We start from the raw sequence: 26,856 nt of genomic DNA, 5'->3' as shown, positions 1-26,856 counted from the left end.
ATTATTTATTAAACTGCACATTCTTAGAAATCAAGATTTAATCCAAAAGATATGGTTCTATATATAGGCGACCCTGCTCTTTGATACCCATATGTTGTTGGGCTTGTTCTATCAATTGATTCTGGATTGAAACCAGTGTAATCATCGGCAGTTTTGTACATTAAATTTTGCCCTGTTGCATACACTCTTAACTTGGTAATATTAAATTTAGATAAGAAGTCTTGCGGGAAAGTATACCCAATATTTACATTACGTAATGCTATGTAAGACGCATCTTGTATGATATCATCTGTAAATATTTTTTGTTTAATAAAATCTTGGTCTGGTGTAGTAGATGTATTAAAATCTTGAGAGCTATTAAAGTGATTAAATATGTATTGATCTCCCATGTTTCTAATTTCGGCACCATGTGAACCTTGGAACATAAAGCTAAAATCTACAGGACCAAGTTTAAATTCGTTTGTAAAACTCCAAACTAATTCTGGATAAGGGTCTCCTAATGGCGCTTTATCTTCGTCATCAATAATACCATCACCATTTAAATCTTTAACGTAAACATCTTGAGCCTCACCTCCTACTGGATGATACGCATTGTTTAAGTATTCTAAAGGAATATCTCTATCTACAACCCAACCATAATATGTTGAAATTGGCATCCCTTCAAGATTAATCCATTCTGCTGCTCTCTTAGAATCTACATTTTGAATTTGTCCGTTAGAATCGGCAAAATCAACTAATGTATTTTCATTTGTTGTAGCAATTAAAGTAGATTTCCAGTTGAAGTTTTCTGTTGAAATATTTCGAGTTCTTAACTCAATCTCAAAACCTTCATTTTTAACTTCTCCTAAGTTTACTAATGCATTAGAAAAACCTGTTGTATATGACACTGGATTGTTTAATAATAACTGATCACTTGTTCTTTGATACCAATCTATAGAACCAGAAATTCTGTTATTAAATAAACCGAAATCAATACCTGGGTTAATCTCAATTAAACGCTCCCATTTCAATTCTGGGTTAGCAATATTTAATGGCGAGAAACCAGATTGCAGACCACCATTTACACTTGCAGTTGTAGCTTGTAATAAAGCTAAAGATGGATAAAAGTCAACCAGTTTGTCACCAGTACTTAAACCACTCGTGCTACTACTTACGTTTGGATCTACACTTCCTGTATTTAAACGGTCGTTACCTGTTACACCGTAACTAGCTCTAAGTTTTAAATTACTAATTACCTCACTATCTGCTAAAAATTCTTCGTTAGAAATATTCCAACCTAATGAAGCTGCTGGGAAATTACCATATTTATAATCTGATCCAAATATTGAACTTCCATCACGTCTTAAACTAATAGAAGCTAAATATTTATTGTCGTAAGCGTAATTGAATCTAGATACATATGATATTCCTTTCTTTTCCCATTCAAAGGCATCTGCATTAGAGATTAAAGAGGCATTCGCTATTTGCTTAACACCATCATTTGTATATCCAGTACCTGTTATTGTTGAAAAGAACTCATCTCTAGATTCGAATACAACCCCTAAAGTTGCTCCTATATCATGCTTACCTAGAGTTTTATTATAGTTAAAGAAGTTATCTGAAATGATATAAGTACTTCTTTGAGTAATCTCGTTCATAGAGGCTGCTGAAGCACCATTTCTATTGGAAAGAACACCTTGCCATCTAGATCTTTTTGTGTCTTGATAAGACCCTGAAAGCATGGTTCTAAAACTCAAGCCTTCAATAATATTATATTGCCCATAAAAGCTACCAAACATTTTAAATTTATTATCAAAACGTTCGCGTTCAAGAACCTTTGCTGCTGGGTTAGTGTTTGATGTATTACTAATATCTACAAGTGTACTACCATCTCCATATAAATCATAGTTATCAAAATGACGTTGGGTAGCATAATCGCCTATTTGCACATCTGGATAAATGTTTCTGTCCACATACTGAATTGTATTGGCATCGTGATAAACTGGTAACCAGTTAGTTTGTCTTAAAATATCATGAGTAGATCCATCAAAACGTCTTCTTTTAGTAAATGACGGTGTAAAACTTGCTCCAATAGATATTTTATCATTAAGCTTTGAGTCTACCTTAAGTCTAACACCATATCTTTCAAAATTATCGGTTAATAACACCCCTTCATCATCAGAATAGTTTAAACTCGTAGCAAATTTTGTTTTAGAATTACCTCCTCTTAAGGATAGAGAATGACTTGTAATAACGCCTCCATCAAAAATGACATCTTGCCAAGAACGATCTATACCTATTTGTTGTTTATATAATGTTCTATCAGATAAAACACCGTTAGCCGCTAGTTCTGCTGCAGCAGTTTCTGCTATTGAGAATGTATAGGCATCACTATGTCTTGCTTCTTTAAAACCAACAAAAGAGTTATAACTTATTTTTGTTTTCCCTTCAACACCTGGTTTCATGGATATCATTATAATACCGTTAGCACCTTTAGATCCATAAATAGATGATGACGCGGCATCTTTTAAAATTTCAAAAGATTGTACATCGTTCATATTAAGAGACCCTAAGAAATCTGAGTCTACAATTACACCATCTACAACAATTAAAGGAGTAGAATCCCCAGCCATGGAACCAACACCACGAATAGTTACTGTAGGTGCAGCACCAGCCTCACCATCTGTAGCTTGGATGTTAACACCAGATACTTGCCCTACTAAAGCATCATCTACCCTAGCAACCGCTACCTGGTCTAACTTTTCGTTTGTAACTTTTGAAATAGATCCTGTAAGATGAGATTTCTTTTGTGTTCCATAACCTACCACTACTACTTCATCTAATTGTGCTAAATCTTCAGATAGAGATACATTTATTGTTGTTTGATCCCCTACTATTGCAGTTTGAGAAACAAAACCAACATAAGAGAATTGTAAAACATCTCCTTTATTTACTTGAATTTGATAGTTTCCATCAAAATCTGTCGTGGTACCCTTTGTTGAATTCACCACTATTACATTTACACCAGGAATGGGAACGTTGTCTGTAGCAGAGACAACAGCTCCTTTTACAGTGATTCCGCCTTGTGCAATCAGAACAACATTAAAGAGCAATGTTGCAATAAAAGTTAGCTTAATTTTTAAATTCATAATCTGTCTTTTTAGTTTAAATTGTTAAATCTGATTAGCTTTTAAAGACTAATTCATTTTTTAATCAATCAATACTAATTGCCCACAAACATAATCTTCAACAAATTTTTTGTAATTTTGAATATGCATGCATTGCAAAGCAATATGTGTATTAATTTTTACTTCCCTCCGAAAAGAAGTAAATAGTTTAAAAAGGATAGGCGTGCACCTGTCCTTTTTTATTTTTTGTCATAAATAAAATTGAGTTTTAGAAGTGTTATACATTTAGTTTAGTTTTTGGTAAACCAAACTGGTAAACCAGATTGGTTTCCCAAATATATGTTATTTTTTTGTTAAATCAAATTATAATAGAAATTTAACATGTTTCTCTTCTAATTTTCTGTGAATTAGACCTATAATCTCTTCGTTAGGCTTATTTATTTCCGAAATATGATACACCACCACCTGTTAAGAAGTCTTCTCTAACAGGGCTAAATGTGTCAATTAAAACACCCGCTTCCAAACAAACAGCACTATGTAATAAGTTTGGTTCTATATAAACACCGTCGCCTGCCTCTACAATTTGCTTAACGCCATCAATCTCAAATTCAAACTTTCCTGAAACACAATACGTAGCTTGTGTATGGAAATGTTGATGTGGAGATCCCAGCGCTCCTTTTTCAAATTTTACTTTTACCATCATAATTTGGTTATCATAACCTAAGAACTTTCTTGATACTCCTCCTCCAAGTTCTTCCCAATCCATCCCTTTTGTGATGATGTACTTATCACTAAATCGTTTCATAATTTTTAATTTGCATGTGTTAATATATATGGTCCATTCCATTTAAATGACACGCCATTTATGGAAAGTTTATGTGCTTTGTTTTGGGCATTATTTTGGTTTGAAATGATAAAAATTCTTTCCTTATCATTTTTACCCTCAATTTTTACAGCTGTATAGTCTTCTGAGTTATATACTACCTCAACCACTTTGATGTTTCCATAGGCATTTACAGCAAATTCAGATACTGGACTATACGTTCCATGCGACTCTATAGTAGATACATAAACTGCATTTTTTGCTTTCTTTTTCCTTAAAATTAGGGTTGGTTCATTCCTAAGGTTATATTCTGGGTCATTTGCTCCTATTCTCCCTAAAATCACCTCATCGCCACTTGTTGTTGCAGCTGTATAGGTATAGAATCTATTATTAGATAACCAGTTTAATTGTATGTTTTCCCCAGTTGCTACAGCACTAGCTTCTTTATATAAATGTTGATATCCGTTTTTACTTCCTAAAACAAGAGGAGTACTCAGTTTTGAATACTCAAAATTTGTTTTCATAATTTGTCCTAAGTAATACAATGGCAAATCATATTGGTTTGCCGTTTCTGAAGTAACTCTCATAATATCGAGTACAAACGGTGGACTAATACTATCTTTAATAGTTACCATGGTTCTATGCAATTCAGTTCCAGGATAAGCATTTGTTTCTTTAGCACTAGCAAGTTGTACATATGCTTTAGAAGCACTAAAAAGATATTTTTCAGAGTGATGTTTACTACCCATATCATATTTGCCCTTAAAATGAGACGTTTCATTTTGAACAAGGGTATTATGAGCAATAGTTTGTTTTGCCCAAGTTTTATTTTCTTTTAAATAATTACCTCCTCCTTTTTGCTCTATGTTTACAAAACGAGCCAGACCATAATCTTGTATAACCTCATTACCTTCATCGAAAAGTGAGTACGACAATTTATCATAATGACCATGACTTAAGCCATGAGCGGTGTACTTATAAACAAGCTCTAAATTACCACTTCTTATTATTCCAACTGCGCCTTGATCTCCCTTGGGGCCATCAGATAATTCAATTGATGCCTTTTTAAACGATTTTGTTTTTCCATTTTTAATTGCCAATGCTACGGAGAGACCTGCATCATCAAGAGTTACCATGTTTTGTTCCTCCGCTATGCTTAACAACTCTGGGTTTTCACCTCCAAATTGGTAGACTATATCTACCGCCGACACCAGCGATCGTGCGTGGTATGACATTCCTTTTTGCGCATCATTCAACAAAAAGAAATCACCATCGGCATCGGATAAATTAATTAATGCTGAGACACTTTTTAGAAGTACGCTATCCTTATATTGGAATACCTTTAACTCAGGTCTTTTATTTTGAAGCGCTTGAGCAAATATTAAAAATGGATATGACGCATAACGTTGATAATAAGGACCTTCGGTATAGTATCCATCTGGTGAGAATGGTTCATCAAGATTTGCAAAAAAACCAACTTTGCCATTTTGATTGATGTAACCACCGTCATTGTCTTTCATATCCTTAGCAAGCTTCACATCTTTAAGTCCATATAAAGCGCGTTGCAATAGACTATCATCTTCCATTACCAGAGCAATCATTCCAACTGCTACATTACCCCATGTACTGTGATTATGAACACGATTAAAAAATTGCGGATTTTCTTTAGAGATATAGTCAGCAAAAGGCTTAAACAAATCCTTTTCTAAAGTATGTCGTTCGTCTTCAGTTAAAAAATTGTAAATGCAGTCATAGGCTTGACTCATGTATACCAACCAATTGGAATCATTTAGGCATTGCCAAAAAATTTTTCCTCTTGCATAACTTCTTGGTTGCGGATGTTTTGGTAATGTTGGATAAAGCTTCGCATAACCAAACAACATCTCTTTTACATAATTACCATATTTTTCATCATCTAAAATCTGGTACAAAACACCAGCCTTTTGTGCGATTAAAAAGTTTTTCTTGTGTGTTTCATGTGTATATCCTCCAGAATAATCTTTAGGAACGGGTAAGTCGATACCTTTTTCTATCTCAATATCCACTTGAGTTTTAGTTGCCTTTAATGTGGTATCGAAAATTGGAATTTCTCCTAAATGATCCCGAATTGCCTTAACGCCTTCATGAGTTAGAATTATACTTGGATGCCCAGACTGTTGTAGATTTTCAGAACCCTGTTCGGGTTTGTTTTTACAAGACCATATAAAAATTGTAACTAGTAAAATCTTGAAACTATGCTTTATAACAAAACGCATATGCAATAGTATTTAGTTAGCGATTACCCCTAAGTCTAATCCGTCAGTTCCTTTTTTCTTTAGAGGAGAATTTCCTTGTAACATAAAACTGCTTTCATCTAACTGCGGATTAAGCTTCCAAACATTGTCTATGTTATACTTTTGATCTCCTGTTACAGAAATAGCTTCGGCATTATAAAAGTTATTGTTAAGCACATTTACAATGGGTTCTCCTACAACTAGGTGCATGTTAAATGCCTTTGTATTTGAAAAAATGTTGTTGTTAATATCATTTACTTGAACCCCATATAGCGATATTGCAGACTTATACTTATTCTTTTTACCGTAACCAATATTATTAAATACATTATGTTCTACTTCTAAAAAAGGCCCGAATGTACTCTCATCTTTACCTCCTCTATATAATCGAATGGCTGTACCTTGAATATCGGTAAAGATGTTATTCTTCATTATAAGATACTCAACACTGTAGGCTCCAATATCATCAGTTTCTTTATCTAAAGCAGCTATATGACCAGTTATATTCTTAAATTTTGAATTGGTAATGCTTATAGTATCAGCAAACGTTCCTTTAGAAATTTTAAGAACATCAAACGAGTGGTTTTTGTCTAAATCTTGAAAATGACAATTATCTATGAATAATTTATAATTATCGGTCATTGAAGTTTTACTGGTACTTATAACAGTATTACCTGCATAATCTGGGGATACTGCGCCATCAAACTTTAAATTCTCAAGCGAAAGGCTTCCGCCGTTTAATATCTCCAAAGCTTTCATACGTTCAAACAAGATGATTGCTTTGTCTTTTCCTGATGACTTAATGGTTATTGGATGCTTTACTTTTACAGCTTTAGTTAACAAGTAATCTTTACCAGATTCTAATTCTAAAATATCTCCAGGTTTAGAATTATTAACGGCATCAAACAAACTATTCAATTCCGCTTTTACTTGAATAATTTTACCACTGTTTAATGCCACTAATGATTCTTTCTTTGAGTACCATGTAACTCCCGTATTTTCTTTGGTGGCAATATTTGGATGAATTTTAATTTCTGACTTTAATATTTCAGATTTAGGCATTAAAAAACCGTATTTATTCTTTTCCAATGTAACATCTGCTGTTTCAAACCCTTGGTTAATAGTAGTTGACATGTTATTACCTAAAATATTTCCAGAGAAATTAACACCACTTATATCATCATAAACTGTAAACAAATCTTTTTTAGAATCGTGATAGAAAATATTATTTGAAATTGAAGAATTTATTGGAACTGCACTGCGTTCTTCATCACTACCAGCACACAGCTGAATATGATCGCAGTTTACAAAGGCATTATTTTTTACTTCTGAATTGGTTACCTGAACATATCTGTTAGCTGGCGAATTTGGCACACCATTCATCATCACAAATGCCCCTCTAAATCTGTAGCCTGTTAATCCGTAATGATAATTATTTATAACTGTTTGACTTTCATTAATTACGCGAATACCTCCTGTACTAGGTTTACCATTTCCTAAAAACACATTTCCATCTACCAAGGTTTCGTTTCCATGACGCATTGTTAAAGTACCTGTACATTCAAAAAAAGTGTTGTATTTAAATGTATTTTGACAAGATTTATTAGATATGATTTCATGTTCGCCATTACATCGATCAAAATAATTTGAAGCTACCAAAGTTTTAGAATTTTCAAGCGAATAATGACTTGTACCAATTCTTAGGGTTTCTCCTCCATTATTACCAAAAGTGGGTCTAGGGCCAAAATAATTATACTCTATTTGATGATTGTTTTCTCTACTGGCTTCAGAATCTAATCTAACAGCTACAGTTACTCCTAAATTCTTTTTACCAGAAATATGATTATGATCTATTCTGTTGTTTTTACCATAAACAGCAATCCAATAGTCCTGTTCGTATCTATCTGTTTTATTAAAATTATCAATAACACATTCTGTTAATCTACAGTTATTAGCTAGTTCTGTTTTGTTTTTTCTAAATGCTATAACCGATTTAGTTGGTGAATGACCATTTTTAAATACCAAGCCTTCAATAACCAAATATTCTCCAGCTATTTGTAGGTTAGATTCTCCTTCTAAAATTACCCTACCTTTTTCTTCAACGGTGAGTGTTATGGGATTTCCTTCTTCTCCTTTTCCTTCAAAAACTAACTCAGTATTATTCCATACCCCATTAGCAAGTACAATAACATCTCCTGGTTTAGCTTCAGCCACGGCCTGAGTATATTCAGACATATTCTTAACCAACTGACCTTTTTCGACAGGCTTATTACATGAAAAAACAACTAAAAGAAATAAACACAAAAACCTCATATCCGTAAAAGAATTAAATTAATAAATTTTAAATAAAAGAAAGCCTTTAATAAAAAAGGCCCCCTTTTACAACTAAACAACTATTCAAAATACAATTAACTTGACTATAATAAACTCAATATTGTATGTTTTAATTGGACAACCAATCTGGTTTACCAATTTGGTTTACCAAAAATACAACTATTTATTTAATAACCAAACAATTTTATAATTTCTTGACTGGCAATAGGTTTTCAAATAAAAAAGGTCGCCTAAAATAGGCGACCTTTCTTTATCAATAATCTGTTTTATCTATTTAACAAGTTTCCATGAGCGCACCCATTCATAACTTGTAGTTCTATCTTCTTCTGAATAATTCATTCCACCATCAGCTGGTACCGGATTCCAATTATAAGTTTCAACAACCATTCTTAAATGCATAGGAATGTTGTAATCTGCTGGTGGTTTTACTTTATTAACTAATTTACCATCTACAAAGAACAATACTTCGTCTTTGCTTTTCCACCAAACACCATAAACATGAAAATCATCGTATACTTTTCCTCCTATTTGCCCGCTACTCTTATTTGATCCTTTTTCAAAATCACATCCTTCTGGTATGTTTCTACTATGTGTGTTTGAATTCATTTTTTGGTCAAAATCTATCATCCATTTTGCATCACTCACAATTTCACCAACGCATTCCTGAATATCTAATTCGGTTGTTCTTTTGTCACATCCTTTAAGTCCTCTACCTTCATTAATTAACCAAAATGTAGACGACATAAATGTTTTATTAGCTTTCATTTTACACTCATAGTATCCGTAGGTCATTCCCTGCCATGAACCAACATACCCACCACCATGTGTAAAGGTCTTACCATTTTTTATGATTGGCTCTGATAGCTTTTTGGTTGTAATTTGAAGTTTTCCATTTTCAACCTTAATGTTTTCTGCTTGAAATAGCCCCGGAGCTCTACCGATCCAACCTTGCCCAGAGATTTGCCATTTACTTTCATCTACCTTCTTTCCATTAAATTCATCAGACATTTTCTTTATCAATTTCCATTTACCGCCATCTGTAGGGTCTTGTCCTTTTAAAAAATAAGGTGATTCTTGCGCATTGATACTACCTACGGCTAATAGTAGTACCAACATAGTAAGTTGTTTTAAGATTTTCATTCTGTTTATTTTAGTTTATTTCTATTTAATATTCCAAACTTTAAAATTATCGAACTGAATTCCACCTCCAGTTATGGTTGGTCCGAACTTATTTAGATTAGGATGTGCTATACCTTAAGATTTTATCTGGGCAATAGTACTACCAACTTTACACTCTAGAATGTCACCAAGTTTTGTAATGACAACATGATACCATTGTCCTTCTTCAAATCGCAACTTCTTAACATTCATTTTTGTCTTTAAAAATTCCTTTATTTCCTCTTTTTTATCTGGAGATTTTAGGCGTTTGTCACGAACTTTTAAATTCATACTTCCCGTTTTATCATCTTGTACTCTAAAATCATTATTTGAAAAGGATACTCTTGAGATATGTCCTGCCCGAACCGATTTACACAAACTATCATCCATTACCAAATTAAAGCGTTTTGCACCTTTAAACCTAAAATCGAACTCAATAACAACATCTGAAAATGAAAAATGAGCTCTGGCTACAGAACCATGACCAGCATCTACCAATTCCTTACCAAATAGAGCGCCATTTTTTATTTGAAAAGCATCATTAAATTTGTCTTTAATCTCCCATGTATCACCTATTTGAGCTCTCTCAAAGTCATCAGAAAAGATAAGTTCTCCTTTTAATACCTTTAAAGGTTTCACGTCCGACTGCCCATAACCAAAGGCAATTGTTATTAATAAGGCTACAATACTTAATCTTTTACTCATAATAAAAATGGTTAATAACAATTTGATAATTAATTGCTATTAACCAAAAATATCTATAACTAAGAATAGTATAAACTACAAATGATTTTCTTGGAAGAACATATGTGTTTTACTTATTAAATGTATAGTTTTTATTCTAGCTCAAATTTAAAAACAGTAGCTAATTCATTTAAATCTTTATCTGGCATGGTTAAAAAGAAATCTCCAGAGGTTAACTCCCATTTAACCTCAACATCAGAACCTAATAGCGTAATGTTCTTTATAGGTCCAGGTGGTATATTTCTGTGATACCCACCAATAGAACGTAATGAGATTCTTTTTCCAGCTTCTGGTTTCCCTAAAAAGAACACATACATAGCCTTTTTATCTTTGGCCACTGTGAAACGTACATCATTTGCCGTGTATTTTACTGTGGCAGATTGTCCACCATGATGTCCATCTCCTGCACTTGCTGTTCCATAACCAAAAATTGTATGCTGGCGTGTACCATAAACCGCTTCGCCATGAACTTTTAACCAATCTCCTATTTGTTTAAGAATGGCGCGTTGTTCTTGATTAATAACACCATCTGCGCGGGGGGATACATTTAATAGAACGATACCATTTTTACTCCATACATCAATCATGTTTCTTATAACTAAATCTGCTGTCTTATACTCATGACCTTCAACATACATCCATCTACTTTTTCCTAAGGTGATATCTGTTAACCAAGGCATTGGGTGTACATCTCTTCGTCCTCCTTGTTCAAAATCTAAAACACTAAGCTCCAAAGGCAAGTCATCTTGCTTGTGAGCCACAACAACCTCTTTATTATGTTTTAATCCATTATTAAAATGGTGTGCTGCCATTTGCATGCGCTTATCTTCTGGAATAAGATTAAGCCAGGAGTCATACCATAAAATATCTGGATTATATTTATCTACAACTTCATTAACCTGATCTAACCAATACTGATTGAATTCATCTATGGTATCCCAATTACCAAATAGTTTACGTAGTTTTGGATCTGTAGTGGCCGTTGGTAAATCTGGATGATAAACGTAGTGGCTATCGTAACCATTTTTCCATTGATCTGGTTTATTAGCATTTCTTTGTCCATTTCTTGCATGGTGAAACGTTGCAATGGTTTTAATATCTCTTTTTTCCAGGGATTTAAAAATGTCTCCTAAAATATCTCTTTTAGGTCCCATATCTCCAGCGTTCCAAGGATTCACCTCACTATGCCACATGGCAAAACCATCATGATGTTGTGCCACTGGCCCAGCAAATTTGGCTCCTGTGTTTTTAAACAACTCTGCCCAATCTTCAGGGTCAAATTTTTCAGCTTTAAACATTGGTATAAAATCCTCATATCCAAACTCAAGAATGTCTCCATAGGTCTCTTCATGATGTCTTCTAACTCTACCTTTATCTTTATACATATTATGTGGGTACCAAGCACTACCAAAAGCAGGTACACTATAAGGTCCCCAATGAAAGTAGATACCGAGTTTAGCATCTTGAAACCACTCTGGTGCCGCTTCATGTTTATATAGTGACTCCCAATTTGGTTCGTACTTAAAAGTAGCTTTTTCTTCTACTTTGGTTTTATTGGTTACTTCATTATTACACCCGAAAGCGCATAATAACACAGCAACTAATTGTACTATAGACTTTGTTTTCATTTGAATGTGTTTTTTGTATGTTCTATTTAAAGCATCAAATTACAGTGAAAAACATCGTTTTGTGTCCATAATTTGATCTATTTACGGTACTAATTCGGTCTAACCTCTTATATAGTCCTAGTTTATTTTTCTTTTGATGTACTCAATTGATTTAAACGCATTTTATTATCCGCTTCAATACGTTTTTTTTGTTTACTACTTAATCCATGTGAATAATGAAACTCAGGACTATGAAGGTAATAATGCCCCTTCATTTCGGGATCATGTACATCTTGACTTAAATCACAATCAAAACGGGTCAGTACCGTATGATTCCAATTACCACCTGCATTTATAAAATGAGAAATACCCCAAGTAATACCTCTGCCGTCTTTGGTATCTGTAAACGCATCAGGTACGTATGGTCCTGCCGCCAATGGCAGTAACTCGGTAATAGAGGCTATTTCAAAATTTACCCAGTCTTTGGCATATTGAATTGTATTATGTTCTTGCCCATCGCGTTGAACAATGGCAGCGACACCTTCTTTAAAAGGAAACAATGTTGTTTCATGCCCTGAATTAATAACTGGATTTAAAGGATGTTTTTCAAAAGGTCCTAAAGGATCTTCAGCGATGGCTAACCCTTGCATTCTAATTTTTGATGGTTTTAGTTCCGGTCGCTTATCAAAATCACCTTTGTAATACAAATAGATTTTCCCATCATGCACCAAAGGGTAAGGATCATGAATTGAATACTGATCCCAAGAACCTTCTGGTCCATTAGGTAACACCACTTTCCCGGTATGTGTCCATGGTCCGTCTGGTGAATCGGCATAAGCCACAGAGACTGGGCAGAAATCTCCTCTTAGCCCACTGGCTTCCATAAAGGCTTGAAAATACAAGTAATATTTTCCCTTAAACTTTAAAATATCTGTAGTGGTTACAGAACGCCACCCTGGTTGTGGTTTTGGAGGTCTAGGTACAGCAATTCCTTGTTCTTCCCAAGTAAAACCATCTTCTGAAGTGGCATACCAAATATCAGCTAAGTCCCAATCGGATGATGGAATAACATCTGTTGCCTCCTTAGCTCTAGACATTCCTACAGGTTTAACAGGCGATTTTCTACCAGTATACCAAACATAGTACTTACCATTCTCATAAATCACTTTTGACGGGTCTCTTCTGGTTATAGTTCCATCACCTTCATTATAATCAAACCCCTTTAGTTTGGTATATCTAAATTGCGAATATAATTCCGTTTGTTCTGGGCGCAAATTCTCATAGGCTTCATAATTTCGCTTAACCGCCGCACTTAATGGACGTTCTGGTTTTTCGGCTGGTACAAGAAATGGAAATTCCTCATTATTAGTTTGTACTTCGGTCTCTTGTCCCGGTTTTTCTTCTTGCACTTCACCCTTACACGAACATAATACCACGCAAATTGCTATTAGCAGTATTGTTTTTTTCATTAATCTTTCTTGTTTATTTGGTGTTATTTTAATCTAGTTTTAAAATATATACTTGTCTGCTCCCATTATGAGTAGAATTGAAACCAATTATATCTCCTTTAGGACTCCAACGACAATGTATATCACAGCGCCAACCACCTGTATATTCTTTTGGTTGTTGAAATCTTCCAATAGGTAAAACAGCCTCGGTTCTCATATCCATGAGGTAAATCTTTTGTTCTCGGTTTTTTGAAGGATAGGTATCTGTAACCATCCATTTAGCATTTGGTGAGAATGTACCGTGACCGTCATAATCTAGCAATCCTTTACCTAGTCTTTTGTAATCATTTTGCCCTGCTGTAAATAAAACATGTGCATGCTGTTCTGTATTGTATTTGGTGGTTACCATGAGCTCTTTACCATTAAGCCAATCGAAATGAGAACCACCCCAATCGTCTGGAAAACATCGTTTAATATCTGTTCCATTTATGTTAGCCGTTAGCGCTGTGGTTTTCCATGATGGTAATGTTCTTGCTAGCCAAAACACCTTAGTTCCATCTCTACTGATTAGTGTATGATTAAAGTACACCAAATCTTCTGGAGTAAACTCATGAATGATTTCTTTAACTTTGTCTATAGGTACAATTAACTTAGACTTACCTGAACTTAAATCCATTAGAAACAAACCATCATTTTTGGGTAACTGAACATTTTCTTGAGGGTCTTGGCCATTACCTCCATAGCCATAAGCTTTTCTGGTAATACTCAATCTGGAGAAATTAAGGCTTATTGCTTTTTTGCCATCTGGAGATACGGCGCTTACTGGTCTGTCTAAAACTTTTATCTCTTTTTTAGTATGAACATTTAATATGACCGAAACTAATTTATCTTGTCGTAAATCGTTGTAAATAATTAACGAATCGGGAGAAGTTCCTAACCAGTGTGCCATACAACCTTGTTGAAAGTTCCAGGCTTTTGTTGTTGCAATTGGCTCAAACTTATGTGTCTCTAGATTTACCAATCCCAAGATTGCAGGGTCCTCTTCTGTTGGAATACGATTCTTTACATCGGTTTCTAATACCGTAACATATTTTTGATTTTGGCTAAATGAATTTATTCCATAATAACTCGCAAAAAGATGCTCTTTATCGTTATTTGTAATTTGAATTGGTTCACTTACATTAGGAAATGACACCGAATTACTAACAGTAAGACTACCTGTTCCTAAATAATCTGAACCGGGCTTCCAAGCAAAACCTTCGGGTGTCCAATCTACTCCGGGCACCCAATATTCGCCTCCATATTCATATGCTCCTAAATCTGGAGCTTCCCCTTTAAAATTATCGTTTATTCCTTTAACAATAATACCCTTATCAATAATTGGTGAATCATTGCGAGGTGCGAAATTTTTGTTTTGAAGTGAAACAAATGGCGTTTTAGGAAATTGTGCATTATTCTTAAAATCATTGTCTGATTCTGGACCAAAAAACTCTTTATCATCTACTCTATAAACTTTACCATTTCCAGAATCGCACCAAGGCCTTTCATCAGAGATATTGTTATATAAAATATTATCTTTTACATTGGTCTGTTTCCCATTTCTTTCCGGAACCCAGCAACTCACTAAAGCTTCTGTTGGTATACCTACATTCCAAAATGTATTGTTATAGATTTCATTTTTTATAGCATTCCAATTAAAATGTAAACCAGCCCATTCTACATCCCAAACTACATTGTGGTGCACAATATAGCCTGCTGCATTATTATCTAAATAAATACCTGTTGCTTTCTTACCAGCGTGGGTATCTGCATAGGCATCATGAAACCAATTATGATGTAACTCTATATTACGAGGTACACTTCTTCCTGTAACATAAAACAGACCACCATCTGCACCCGAAATTAAACATTTTTGAACATGATTAAAGGCAAACTCACTATTATCTCCTGTAACTTTTACGCCATCTCTTGCGGAACCATAAAGCGAATTTTTAATAATTTTATTTGCTGTTCCTTGACTATTAATTAGGTGTGCATGAATGCCAATAGTATTGAAATATTGTACAATGTTATTTTCCACAAGATTGTTACTAGCTTCTCGTTTTAGGTTAATTCCGTTAACCGTTCCATTTTCCAACACGCATTTTTGAATACGGTTGTACTGTCCTTCTACCCGAATAGCAGCATCATTTACAGCGGCACCATTTAAATTAGTAATTAAACGTTCTGCCCCATGTTTTACCATACAGTTAGAAAATTGGTTGTTATTCCCGCTTATTGCGATCATTCCTCCAAAGAAATTCAGCCCTTTTACATGGATAAAATCTGAATCAATCTTTAATGTATGACTTCTAACAGCTACTTCAACTGTGTTTTTTGTTGGTTTTTTACCGTTAGGCGCATAGAAATACAATTCTTTTTTATCTGTATTGTAAAACCACTCGCGTGGTGCATCTAAAGCTTCTAACGTATTCATTAAGTAGAATATACCTCTGTGTCCGTTTTCAAAACGTTTAGGACTATGTGTTTTTCCAAAGGGCCATTTATCTGGCAAGGTTTCAAAATAAATTCTATTCTCATCTCTGTTGTAGTCCGTAATTGTGCGCTCCCAACTGCATCCGCTATGTGCTCCCAAATAATGGATAATACCTCCTGTCCAATCCAATTTTGGAATCTCGTTATTACTTATATACGACATGGACCATGTGCCTTTAGTCATATCTATATATTTGGCATCTAAGGAATACTCATTATTATCGGTATCATTAGGCCAACGCGCAATCTGCATTTTTTCATCATTCAAATAAACATTATTAGCATAGCCCAATGGCATGTTTACTCCTGATGTTTTGTATACATTACCCTTATAAGGCACCCATCCCGAAACCGACTCTGTGGCCGAAATAATTACCTTGTCATTTTTATATCTTGTAAATGTTATGGGTTTATTAGAAGTGCCCGATCTTTCTGTAATTATAGTCTCTCTATAAATGCCTTCATGAATGTAACATATATCGCCTTTTTTCATGACTTTAACCGCTTGGGCAATAGTCTTAAAGGGGTTATTAATACTTCCATTACCAAGAGATGGATTGGAACAATCTACATGATATTCCTTAGCTGTCATACTTAAAGTAGCCAAGAATAATAAACCTACTAGGATGCCTTTTTTCATTACAAGACTACTTAATTTTTAACTTGTAATCATGAGCGCCTGGGGCAAAATTACTGTGATAGGTTTTTGTTCCTGTTCCCCATTTTTCCCAATTAACTTCTACACGATTATCACCTAAAACAATATTTAACAACTTGTCTTTCATCGCTTTTGCTATTGTTTTGTATTTTTTATCAAAAGCTACGTTATTAACTTCGGCTGGGTCTTTCTTAAAGTCATATAATGCTGGATCTAAATCTTCCCAAGAAGCTGTTAAAGCCCAAGTCATGTTTTCTCCTTCTTTACGTGTTGGTCTGGTTTTTAAGGACAGCACATAATCTTTAGTTCTTATATATGCTCTAGCCCCTGTAACAGCATGTGATTCTCCAACAATGTAATCTCTAATTGGTGCTTCTTTTGAAACTACTTCTGCCAAATCTAAGCCATCTAGATAGTCAAATTTTGTATCATTAAGGTTAACTCCTGCAGCGCTCAAAGCTGTTGGAGCTATATCTACAAACTCTGTAAACTCAGTTACAATTTTCCCTGCTGGAAATTTCTTTTTATCTGAAGACACTACGATAATTGGATTGTGACTATCCCAATCCCAAGGGGTAAATTTGGAAATTGCACCATGTTCATTAAGCTTCCAACCATGATCTCCACAAACGTAAATTATCATCCAAGGACGGTTATGTTTTTCACTGTAAGCAACAAAGTCTTTTGCTGTTTTACCTACAAGGCGATCGCCATAAGCACAAAATGCATAGTAATCCTGAATCATTTTTTGTTGTTCCTCTTCTGTAAAATGGTAGGATGGTTTATTACCGGTTATCCTTTTCATTTGCTGAGACATTGTAGCCAATTCTTTCTTATTAAACTCAGGTATCTTATAAGTATGCTTTTGAAAACGTTCCCTATAATCTGCAGGAGGAAGAACTGGTGTATGCGGAAAATCAAAACCAACATGCGCAAATACTGGTTTTGAAGGATCTACACCTTGAAATTTCATAGAGCCAGCGTTAAACTGTTTGTTTTCATTAACTAAGTACTCATTTAAAAAATGTGCATAATACCCATCTCTAGTTTTTCCTGCAGGTTGCGGACTTACTCCAGAAATGATCATGCCTTTGTAAATGGATTCTTTTTGACCTTTCTTATAATGTCTTAACAAATCGTATTTCTTAGTTACTTCTGCAGCAACATTTTTATACTCACTTCGCTGTGCCACTAAATCTTGGGAAACATATTCAAACTTGCCATCAGGAGTAACAAAAAACCCAATATTGTTAACATATGAATTTAAAGGTTTACCATCAATTTTTTTAAATCCGCCATAGGAATAATCAGTTAAACCCTCGTATCCTAATCTTCTAAAGTCTATATCGGTTTGGTATACATTATGTTTTTTAGTTTTTCCGTCTGGTGTAAGCCCTTTTAGGCGATATCCCAATTTACCCACATGAAATGTTTGATATCCTAAGGTTGCCAATTGTTCTGGCAATGAAGGTTTCATGTGTTTTGCGGCATTATTATGCCATTCAAATTCATACACCCCAGATCTAAAGGGATATCTCCCTTGATGCATGGTAGCTCTTGAAGGGGCGCAACCTGTTGCTTGACAATAGGTATTTATAAACGTGGTGCCTTGAGCTGCTAACTTGTCTACTTCTGGAGATTCAATATAACCAAGCTTGCTCATCTCTTGACCATCTATTGCCATATTAAATGTTTTTACTGAGTCATACCTCTGATCATCGGTAAGTACAAAAAGTATATTTGGTTGTTGCGCAATTTTTTCCTTTTGAGCAAATGCCGATATTCCAATAAAAATTAGGCATAATGGCAATCTTAGATAGTTTAATGTCATGTTGGTTTCTTAATTATATTTTAAAATTCGAATGTTAAATTTATTTCTATTGGTTCATCCACATTTCCGAAATAATGCTTTACACTACCTTGAGGCCCAGATGAACTTGCTGGCATAAATTTAGTTCCCATAGCTGGTATGTTTTTTACAAACGAAATATCTCCTTTTGGGAAATTACTCACTGTTGCACCTCGCTTAGGTTCGGCTGGTTGATCAGGCGTAAGCATTCTTAAAAATATTAAATCGGAATGACAATACACGGTAAAACCATTACTACTTTTACTATACAACCTCATCCAATTTAAACTAGAAAAGAAACCTTTAAACTCTGGATACACCCAACCTGATTCTCCAGTTACAGTGTTGTTATAATCATTCTCCCAAACCTGAAATCTTGTTCCCTTCATACGGTTACGCCATACACGATAGGGGCCATCACCTAACCACTTCATTCCCTTAACATCTTCTTCTGGAAAAGAAAATGTTATTCCCATATAACCTTCTACTATTTTTTGATTTCTTAATTCAACATTTAAATCAAGTAGACCATTAGAATGCACGGTCCATTTAAAGAAATCTTGAGTCATTTCATTGTTCTCTTTCCAATCGTAGTATTTTTTTCTTTTCTTATACAATCCAATAATCTCTACTTTATTTTCAAGGGTATTTACCACTACATTTTCCAAATCTGTTTTGTTTCCCAAGAACACCGGACCATCCTTTAAGGGAATCTTAATTCCATTCTTAATTACCGCTTTTAACAAACCTGTTCTTTGCGAAAATCTAAATTCCTTGTCATCGACATTTACTGTTATAGCGTCTTCCGATTTTAAAACCTTTATATCACTTGTATTGGTAAAACTGATATTAGTACTGTTAATTTGTTTAGCAGTTTTAACAGGGTAAGACCATGTAAAAATTTCCATTCCGTGAATATCAGTAGCTGTTAAAAACAAAGCATCTGCTGCTTGCCAATTCTCAGGTTTATATACACTGAAACTCCCTTTAGCTCCTGGTGATAGATCTGGTAATTTTACTTGGTTTTCTGATAACACCTTACTATCTACTGTTCCGTTGGGTCCATTAAAGCTTACCCATTTTGCAATCATCTTACACTCGTTTAAATTGGTAAAATGATACCGGTTTTCAACTTGAAACTCACCAGAAAAATCTTCTCTGATATAACGATCTGCTATGTAAATAGGTGACCATACTTCTTTAATCGTAAAATAGCTTCCTTCTTTTTCACCATACGGACCAACAATACCGTCTGGAGCATGGTTGCCATCGACATCAATACTTCTATGCTTATCTGTTCTTACCACACCTTCGTCTGCAAAAACCCATAAAAACCCACCTGCGGCTAATGGCATGTGCCATATTTGTTTCCAATAGTCATCTAATCCCGAGCCGTGTCCGCCATCATACAAGCCGTGTAAAAACTCGGTTGGAAAGTAGATTTTATCTTTTACCGGAGCATCAAAAGCAAACTTGTAATAATCTGGATAATGCATGGTATTCATCTTTTTAAATGAATTCCAAGGGTGAATAACCTCACGCTTCTGAATGTCCCATTTTGCAAATTCATCATCCAATTCTAGGTTCCACCCTGTTTCGTTTCCGTTATCCCAAATTAAGATGGATGGGTGATTAACATCGCGTACAACAAGTTCTTTTATTAGTTTCTTCCCGACATCTGTATCAAGATAAGGTGTATGCCATGTACAAAGTTCATCTAAAACGAATAGTCCTAAGGAATCGCAAACATCTAAGAAGTGTACATCGGGTGGGTAATGCGACATTCTTACTGCATTCATGTTCATATCCTTCATCATCTTTACATGTTCAATACTCAATGCTTTTGATGTTGTACGGCCAGATTCTGGATGAAAACTATGTCTGTTGACGCCTTTAAATTTAATTTTATTGCCATTTACGTAAATCCCATCACTTTCTCTGACTTCTATTGTTCTAAACCCTACTCGTTTGGTAATAGTATGTAATGTTTTTCCTTTTTTATCTAATACGTCTATTTTCAGTTGGTATAAATTTGGCTTTTCAGCATTCCAAGTCTTTATATTTTCAGCTTTAGCGCTTAGAATCAATTTCTCTTCTTCTATATAATTCGCTGTATTTAACTCCTGAACTTTATTTCCGTTTAAATCTTGAAGCTCAATTTGCGCCTTCGCCACTTTTTTAGAACTAGTAAAAACTTCGGCTGTTATGGCGCCATTGGCTTTAGCATCAATGGCCACACGTTCAATATGTTCTTTAGGTAAAATTTCTAAATAAACAGGGCGGTAAATTCCTCCGAAAATCCAGAAATCTGTATTGCGTTCTGCAGAATTTATCGATGCATTGCTAGACATTTTGTTTACCTTAACCTCTAGCAGATTCTCCGTTCCAAATTTTAATAACTTGGTTATGTTGTATTTAAATTCATAAAAGGCGCCTTGATGTTTTGCTCCAGCAGATTTTCCGTTAATTTTTACTTCGGCATCGGTCATTACGCCTTCAAACACTATTTTTATTTGTCTGTCTTTCCAATCTGTAGGGACATTAAACTTGAATTTATATAAGCCATGCTCGTCATGATAAGCTTTAGGTATTTTATAATCTCGTCCGTAGTTATAATTCCCAAAACCTTGTAATTCCCAGCATGAAGGCACTCCAATTTTGGTCCATTTGCCGCTTTGCATACCATTAGAACAGTAGAAATCCCATGCTACCATGTTGTCTTTATCGGTTCCGGAAAGGTATTTTATTTGGGTTTGATTTTGGGCATTTGCAACTATGTTAATTCCCAAGAACAACAGGGAAAAGCAAAGTAATGTTTTAAATAGTCTCATTGGCGGTTTAGTTGTCATAAAAAAAATTTAACAGTCTCCCTGAACTTGTTTCGGGGTCTAATAATCATATCCTAAATACATGAGATGCTGAAGTTAATTCAGCACGACACAACAAAAATGTAGTTGTGTTAAAACTCAAAAGTTAAATCCATAACAATTGGTTCATCATCATTTCCAAAATAATGTTCTGAATTTCCCTGTGGCCCCATGCTTTCAGGCTTTTGAAATTTAGTACCAATACCTGGAACATTCATAACAAAAGAGATATCTCCTTCAGGAAATTTAGGGTGTGTTTTTCCCTTTTTATTTTGTTTTGGTTCTTGGGGTGTTAACATTCTAAAATAGGTGTGTGGAGTCCTGCAATATACAGTAAACCCGTTATCATGATTTCCTTTTACCTTAGACCAGTATAAACTTGAAAAGAAACCTTTAAATTCGGGGTAAACAAATTGATCTTTGCCAACTTCTCCTGTTACCGTATTGTTATAATCGTTTTCCCAAACTTGAAAACGTGTGCCTTTCATTCTATTTCTCCAAACACGGTATGGCCCATCTCCTAACCATTTCATACCAGCAACTTCATTTTCGGGAAAGGAAAAAGTAATACCTCTGTAGCCTTTTAAGTTTCTATAGCCTTTAAATTCAACTCTTAAATCTAGGAGGCCATTGGAATGCACAGTCCATTTAATAATGTCTGACGCGTATTCCTTTACAGTAGACCAGCCTGGGGATTTATTTGTTTTCTCAAAAATGGTAAGTATTTCAATCTTATCATCAAGTGAGCTTATCTTAATATCTTCAATTTTTGCTTTCTGATTTAAAATGATAGGCCCATTGTTTAAAGGAATAATTTGATTGCCTTTTTTTACCTCTAAAAGTAAACCTGTTTCTTGAGAAAATTGATAAGTTAAATCACTAGCTTTAATTGTAATTTTCTGGTCTTCAGTGGTAGTTTTGATAGTACCTCCTCCTGAGTATAAAACCAAAGGTTCGCTAACTTTACTTGGGGAAGAGACAGGATAAGACCAAGTGAAAATTTCTCTTCCGTAGGCATCAACAGCAATTAAATGTAAGGCATCTGCCGATTTCCAATGAGATGGTTTTTGAACGTAAAACTTTCCTTTTCCTCCGGGATTTAAACTAGGTAAATCCACTTTATATTCAGAAAGCACTTTTTGAGAAGTATTGCCTTCTGGTCCTTCAAACGTAATCCATTTAGAAGTCATGGTAATTTGATCTAAATTGGTATAATGGTAACGATTTTCGATTCTGAAAATGCCGTTAAAATCTTCGTTTATAAATCTATCTTCTAAATAAATTGGCGACCATATTTCTTTAATGGCAAAGTAACTTGCTTCCTTTTCTAAATATGGGCCAACTATACCATCATTGGCCTTATTTCCCTGTAAATCAATTTCATTATTTCTATCGGTTCTTTCAACGCCTTCATCAGCAAAATCCCAAAGAAAACCACCTGCACTTAGTGGTAAATTCCACATTCTTAACCAATAATCTTCAAGTCCAGCCCCATGTCCGCCATCATAAACACCATGAAGAAATTCGGTTGGAAATAATATTTTTTCCCTAGAATAAGAATCATTCACCAATGAGTGGTAGTGACTATAATGAATCGTATTGGTTTTTTTATAGATGCTCCATGGATGAATTACTTCTCGCTTTTGAATATCCCATTTAGTAAAGTCATTATCAACTTCTGGGTTCCACCCCTGTTCGTTTCCATTTCCCCACATGAGTATAGAGGGATGGTTAACATCTCTTACTACTGTTTCTTTTACAATCTTTCTTGCCACTTTTGTGTCTAGCATTGGGTTATGCCATGTACAAATTTCATCCAGAACGAATAGCCCGAGTGAGTCGCAAACATCTAAAAAATGAACATCGGGCGGATAATGTGACATCCGCACAGCATTCATATTCATATCTTTCATTAGTTGAACGTGTTCAATACTAATCTTTTTGGAGGTTGTTCTTCCTGAAGCCGGATGAAATGCATGCCTGTTAACCCCTTTAAATTTTATTCTTTCACCATTAACATAAATTCCATCGCCTTTTAAAACTTCAACCGTTCTAAAACCTATACGTTCTTCAACTTTATGTAGAATGTTTTCATTTTTATCCAATAAAGAAATCTGAAGCTTATACAAATTTGGAAACTCTGGATTCCAAGTTTTTATACCATCTGCTTTTCCACTTACACGCCATTTCTCTTGTTCTTTTTTAACATTAACCTTGATATCTTGAACTTTGTTTCCTCTTAAATCGAAAAGACTTAGGGAAACCGTATTAGCTTTTTTAGATTCTATAAATACATCGGTGGTAATTTGTCCATCTGCCCTAGCATCAACGGCTATTCTGTTTATGTTATCTTTGGGAGAAACACTTAAATACACCGGACGATAAATACCTCCAAACACCCAAAAATCGGCACCTCTTTCTGCATGATTTATAGATTCATTAGCAGACATTTTGTTTACTTTGACTTCTAAAACATTCTCCGTTCCAAATTTTAAGAGCTTGGTAATATCGTATTTAAATTCATAGAACGCTCCTTGATGGATTGGTCCAGCTAGTTTAGCGTTAATCTTCACCTGCGCATCAGTCATTACGCCTTCAAAAACGATTCTTACGTTTTTGTTTTTCCAAGTTTTTGGTACATTAAACTTATACTTATACAATCCATGTTCTGAGGCCATATCCACAATTCCCATACCCGAACCGTAGTTGTATGTTCCAAACCCCTTTTGCTCCCAGCATGAAGGCACACCAATTTTCGTCCATTTTCCACTATTTCTTCCTTCCGAACAGAAGAAATCCCATTCTACTAAGTTATCCTTATCCGTTCCGGACAGATATACTACCTCCGTTTCTTTTTGGGCTTCAATTAACTGATGCGATAAAACTATAAGAGTTAGCAGAATAAGTTTTGAAATCCTCATATGTGTCTTAATTAAATTTAAAATAATCTTTGGCGTTGTAATAGCAGATATCCTTAACCATTTTATCCAATAAAGCCATATCTTTATTAATAAGGCCATTCTCAACATCATTACCTAGTAAGTTACATAAAATACGTCTAAAATATTCATGACGGGAATAGGAAATAATACAACGTGAGTCTGTTAGCATACCAACGAATCTACTTAGTAAGCCCATATTAGAAAGGGCATTCATTTGATTTTCCATTCCTGTTTTTTGATCTAAAAACCACCAGCCAGAACCAAACTGCATTTTACCAGGAGCGCTCCCATCTTGGAAATTCCCTATCATGGTTGCCACCACATCATTATGAGCTGGATTTAAATTGTAGATTATTGTTTTGGCCAATTTATCTTCAGTATCCAAGACATTTAAAAACTTAGACATGGTAGAGGCACTATTTACATCATGGATTGAATCGAACCCTGTATCTGGTCCTAATTCTGTTAATAATCTGGTATTATTATTTCTAATTGCTCCATAGTGAAACTGTTGCACCCATCCTTTTTCATGATCCATTATACCAAATTCATACATCATGGCAGATTTAAACTTTAAAATCTCTGTATGAGTTAATTCAATCCCCGATCTTACTTTAAAGAAGATGGTTCTAATTTCTGCGGCTGTATAATCTTCTGCATAAAACTCTTCTATACCGTGGTCTGACAATTTGCATCCTACTTGGGCAAAAAAGTCATGACGGTTCTTTAAAGCGCTTATTAAATCATCAAAGGAATTCACATATATGCCTGAAACCTCAGAAAGCTTTACCATATAATCATTAAAAGATTCAACGTCTTCAACAGCCATAGCTTTATCCGGTCGCCAGGTAGGAAACACTTTTATTTTACAATCACTCTCAGCAATTTGAATATGATATTCTAACGAATCTGTGGGATCATCTGTTGTACAAACTACTTCTACATTCATCATTTGTAACAATCCTTGAGGGCGATACGCTTCAGTTTGCAATTTCTCATTAGCTAAATCCCAAACTTCCTTGGCTGTATCTCCATTTAAAATACCATCATACCCAAAATAGAGCTTTAACTCCATATGTGTCCAATGATACAAGGGATTGCGAAGTGTATATGGTACCGTTTGTGCCCATTTTTCGAATTTTTCCCAATCACTTGCTTCTCCTGTACAATACTTCTCAGGAACACCATTTGTCCTCATAGCTCTCCATTTATAGTGGTCACCATATAACCAAAGTTCAGTCAAGTTCTTAAAATTCTTATTCTCGGCAATCTGTTTTGGAATTAAATGACAATGATAATCTATAATAGGCATTCCGGATGCAGAACCATGAAACAGTTCACAGGCGGTTTCTGTTTCCAAAATAAAGTTATCGTCTAAAAAAGCTTTCATCTTAAATATGTAATTCTTTTTTTGAATTAAAAAACACTTATTCAAATGTAATTACAAGGCTTTGTTTTATTAACTTTAACGCAGCTTTAACGGTAGCTATAACCGTTAAAGTTGTTTGTAAAACACATTCATCAATAGAATGAAAATAACTGAATATCAAAAAGATAATATTGTAAAACGTATTACCGAAAGTAAAACGTTTAAAAATGCACCAACAAGTATTGCGCTTTTACAATACTTATACAATGCTACCGAAAAAAGTATTCACCTCAAGGAAAGCGTCATTGATATTGAGTTTTTTAAAAGTAAAAATGCAGGAGATAGAAGTAATCCAAGAGTACGCGTAAACGTGCATAATCTGAGAAAAAAAATCACTCAGTTTTATGATACTGAGGGCGCTGATGATATTTGGCGTTTACATATAGATAAAGGACAGTATCAAGTAAGTTTTCACAAAATTGAACGAAGTAAATCTATATTAAAAACGCTTAATTGGTCAACACTTATGCCTTATGCGCTTTTATTGGTATTTGTTATAATTTCAATTAAGCTAAGTATCCCTGAATCTAAACCCAAGATGTGGAAACCCTTTTTATCGCAAGACTCAGGAACACATCTTTACATTGGTGATCATTTTGGAGTTACAGGGAAAACTATTACCAAAAACAATGGCTGGACCAGAGATTTTTCAATTAATAGCTCCAACGATTTTTACAATTTTATTGATAAAAACCCAAATTTAAGAGATAGTATAAGACCTGCCAACTACTCCTACTCTACAAGAATGGCAGCATTATCTTCTCAAAAATTGCAATCGTTTTTTCAAGATTATAATAAGACGTTTTCTATTAGATTTTCAACACAAACATCGGCTTCGGAGATAAAAGAAGGTAATGCAATTTACGTTGGACCAAGTAAGAACGATAATCAATTCTTGTACTTCTTTAATGAAGCTAATCCTTATTTTGAAATCTCTAATACCACATTAAAATTACATGATCATCCAAAATATAAAGACAGTATTTATAATTTAAACACCTCTAATGTTTCTCATGAATATGCTGTAGTTTCTAAGTATCCAAGCGGTAATACAGAACATTTTGTATTTTTCTCTCAGCATG

At 34.5% G+C, this 26,856-nt stretch carries 14 protein-coding genes; 1 reads left to right on the top strand and 13 read right to left on the bottom strand.

The window, feature by feature from the left end; all coding sequences use genetic code 11:
- Positions 1 to 23 precede the first annotated feature (23 nt).
- The 13 genes from FUA24_RS08415 to uxaC all read right to left on the bottom strand — a co-directional run bounded on the left by FUA24_RS08415 (position 24) and on the right by uxaC (position 25,735).
- On the bottom strand, positions 24 to 3,128 hold the full coding sequence (locus tag FUA24_RS08415) for a SusC/RagA family TonB-linked outer membrane protein (RefSeq protein WP_148541307.1): 3,105 nt from the start codon (positions 3,126 to 3,128) through the stop codon (positions 24 to 26).
- Between the two features lie 412 nt (positions 3,129 to 3,540).
- On the bottom strand, positions 3,541 to 3,912 hold the full coding sequence (locus tag FUA24_RS08410) for a cupin domain-containing protein (RefSeq protein WP_148541305.1): 372 nt from the start codon (positions 3,910 to 3,912) through the stop codon (positions 3,541 to 3,543).
- Between the two features lie 5 nt (positions 3,913 to 3,917).
- Positions 3,918 to 6,185 carry an alginate lyase family protein gene (locus FUA24_RS08405; RefSeq protein ID WP_148541303.1) on the bottom strand — a complete coding sequence of 756 codons (2,268 nt, stop codon included), beginning with the start codon at positions 6,183 to 6,185 and terminating at the stop codon, positions 3,918 to 3,920.
- Positions 6,186 to 6,197: 12 nt separating this feature from the next.
- The gene (locus FUA24_RS08400) at positions 6,198 to 8,438 is read right to left on the bottom strand and encodes a polysaccharide lyase 6 family protein (RefSeq protein ID WP_246146999.1); all 2,241 of its coding nucleotides are present in this window, start codon (positions 8,436 to 8,438) and stop codon (positions 6,198 to 6,200) included.
- 369 nt (positions 8,439 to 8,807) lie between these two features.
- The gene (locus tag FUA24_RS08395) at positions 8,808 to 9,677 is read right to left on the bottom strand and encodes a family 16 glycosylhydrolase (RefSeq protein ID WP_148541299.1); all 870 of its coding nucleotides are present in this window, start codon (positions 9,675 to 9,677) and stop codon (positions 8,808 to 8,810) included.
- A gap of 114 nt (positions 9,678 to 9,791) precedes the next feature.
- Positions 9,792 to 10,400 (bottom strand): hypothetical protein, encoded by a 609-nt coding sequence (locus FUA24_RS08390; RefSeq protein ID WP_148541297.1) that lies wholly within the window; start codon positions 10,398 to 10,400, stop codon positions 9,792 to 9,794.
- A gap of 131 nt (positions 10,401 to 10,531) precedes the next feature.
- The gene (locus FUA24_RS08385) at positions 10,532 to 12,067 is read right to left on the bottom strand and encodes an alpha-L-fucosidase (protein ID WP_148541295.1); all 1,536 of its coding nucleotides are present in this window, start codon (positions 12,065 to 12,067) and stop codon (positions 10,532 to 10,534) included.
- Positions 12,068 to 12,189: 122 nt separating this feature from the next.
- Positions 12,190 to 13,515 (bottom strand): glycoside hydrolase family 117 protein, encoded by a 1,326-nt coding sequence (locus FUA24_RS08380; RefSeq protein ID WP_148541293.1) that lies wholly within the window; start codon positions 13,513 to 13,515, stop codon positions 12,190 to 12,192.
- Positions 13,516 to 13,543: 28 nt separating this feature from the next.
- Complete coding sequence (locus FUA24_RS08375; RefSeq protein WP_148541291.1) at positions 13,544 to 16,669, bottom strand: right-handed parallel beta-helix repeat-containing protein; 3,126 nt, start codon at positions 16,667 to 16,669, stop codon at positions 13,544 to 13,546.
- A 7-nt stretch (positions 16,670 to 16,676) separates the two neighbouring features.
- Positions 16,677 to 18,497 carry a sulfatase-like hydrolase/transferase gene (locus FUA24_RS08370; RefSeq protein WP_246146998.1) on the bottom strand — a complete coding sequence of 607 codons (1,821 nt, stop codon included), beginning with the start codon at positions 18,495 to 18,497 and terminating at the stop codon, positions 16,677 to 16,679.
- Positions 18,498 to 18,538: 41 nt separating this feature from the next.
- A complete protein-coding gene (locus tag FUA24_RS08365; RefSeq protein ID WP_148541286.1) occupies positions 18,539 to 21,367 on the bottom strand; it encodes a glycoside hydrolase family 2 protein in 2,829 nt (942 codons plus the stop codon).
- 128 nt (positions 21,368 to 21,495) lie between these two features.
- Positions 21,496 to 24,324 carry a glycoside hydrolase family 2 protein gene (locus FUA24_RS08360; RefSeq protein WP_148541284.1) on the bottom strand — a complete coding sequence of 943 codons (2,829 nt, stop codon included), beginning with the start codon at positions 24,322 to 24,324 and terminating at the stop codon, positions 21,496 to 21,498.
- A 7-nt stretch (positions 24,325 to 24,331) separates the two neighbouring features.
- The gene (gene uxaC / locus FUA24_RS08355) at positions 24,332 to 25,735 is read right to left on the bottom strand and encodes a glucuronate isomerase (RefSeq protein WP_148541282.1); all 1,404 of its coding nucleotides are present in this window, start codon (positions 25,733 to 25,735) and stop codon (positions 24,332 to 24,334) included.
- Positions 25,736 to 25,874: 139 nt separating this feature from the next.
- Here uxaC and FUA24_RS08350 point away from each other — a divergent pair.
- On the top strand, positions 25,875 to 26,856 hold a 982-nt coding region (locus FUA24_RS08350; protein ID WP_148541280.1), incomplete at its 3' end, for a hypothetical protein.

It is taken from the genome of Seonamhaeicola marinus (genome assembly GCF_008085455.1).
Note: the sequence above shows the minus strand (reverse complement) of the source record. Positions and strands in the feature narration are given on the sequence as shown.

Excerpts from the sequence above, each read along its gene's own strand:
- FUA24_RS08415 (WP_148541307.1), bottom strand. The coding sequence starts at position 3,128 with ATGAATTTAAAAATTAAGCTAACTTTTATTGCAACATTGCTCTTTAAT.
- FUA24_RS08410 (WP_148541305.1), bottom strand. The coding sequence starts at position 3,912 with ATGAAACGATTTAGTGATAAGTACATCATCACAAAAGGGATGGATTGG.
- FUA24_RS08405 (WP_148541303.1), bottom strand. The coding sequence starts at position 6,185 with ATGCGTTTTGTTATAAAGCATAGTTTCAAGATTTTACTAGTTACAATT.
- FUA24_RS08400 (WP_246146999.1), bottom strand. The coding sequence starts at position 8,438 with ATGTCTGAATATACTCAGGCCGTGGCTGAAGCTAAACCAGGAGATGTT.
- FUA24_RS08395 (WP_148541299.1), bottom strand. The coding sequence starts at position 9,677 with ATGAAAATCTTAAAACAACTTACTATGTTGGTACTACTATTAGCCGTA.
- FUA24_RS08390 (WP_148541297.1), bottom strand. The coding sequence starts at position 10,400 with ATGAGTAAAAGATTAAGTATTGTAGCCTTATTAATAACAATTGCCTTT.
- FUA24_RS08385 (WP_148541295.1), bottom strand. The coding sequence starts at position 12,067 with ATGAAAACAAAGTCTATAGTACAATTAGTTGCTGTGTTATTATGCGCT.
- FUA24_RS08380 (WP_148541293.1), bottom strand. The coding sequence starts at position 13,515 with ATGAAAAAAACAATACTGCTAATAGCAATTTGCGTGGTATTATGTTCG.
- FUA24_RS08375 (WP_148541291.1), bottom strand. The coding sequence starts at position 16,669 with ATGAAAAAAGGCATCCTAGTAGGTTTATTATTCTTGGCTACTTTAAGT.
- FUA24_RS08365 (WP_148541286.1), bottom strand. The coding sequence starts at position 21,367 with ATGAGACTATTTAAAACATTACTTTGCTTTTCCCTGTTGTTCTTGGGA.
- FUA24_RS08360 (WP_148541284.1), bottom strand. The coding sequence starts at position 24,324 with ATGAGGATTTCAAAACTTATTCTGCTAACTCTTATAGTTTTATCGCAT.
- uxaC (WP_148541282.1), bottom strand. The coding sequence starts at position 25,735 with ATGAAAGCTTTTTTAGACGATAACTTTATTTTGGAAACAGAAACCGCC.